Annotated in this window: 1 protein-coding gene; it reads right to left on the bottom strand. The window is 52.4% G+C overall.

The genetic code is table 11. The features are described from left to right. A partial coding sequence (locus tag HBA93_RS22430) for a hypothetical protein (protein WP_221724710.1) occupies positions 1 to 250 on the bottom strand: 250 nt, incomplete at both ends.

Raw genomic sequence — 250 nt, 5'->3', positions numbered from 1 at the left:
CACCGATAATCAGCGATGTCAGCCCGACAAGGGTGAGAAATTGCGAAAACCGCTCAATATTGGCCGATAAAGCCGGTGCAGCATTGCTACGGTTACGGATATTCCAGCCAGCTTCGGGGAAGTTCTTTTCGGCTGCACTTTCCAGTGCCGCAAGCCGCGTATCTTGTGCGCCGGTCTGCGCTGTATCAGGCAAAGCGATTTTATAAATATAATTGACCAGACTGCCAGGCTGAATAAGACCGGCTGCCCG

Origin of the sequence: Ochrobactrum sp. SFR4, assembly GCF_019730395.1 — a bacterium.
Classification (GTDB): Bacteria; Pseudomonadota; Alphaproteobacteria; order Rhizobiales; family Rhizobiaceae; genus Pseudochrobactrum.
This window is presented reverse-complemented; position numbering and strand designations above follow the sequence as displayed.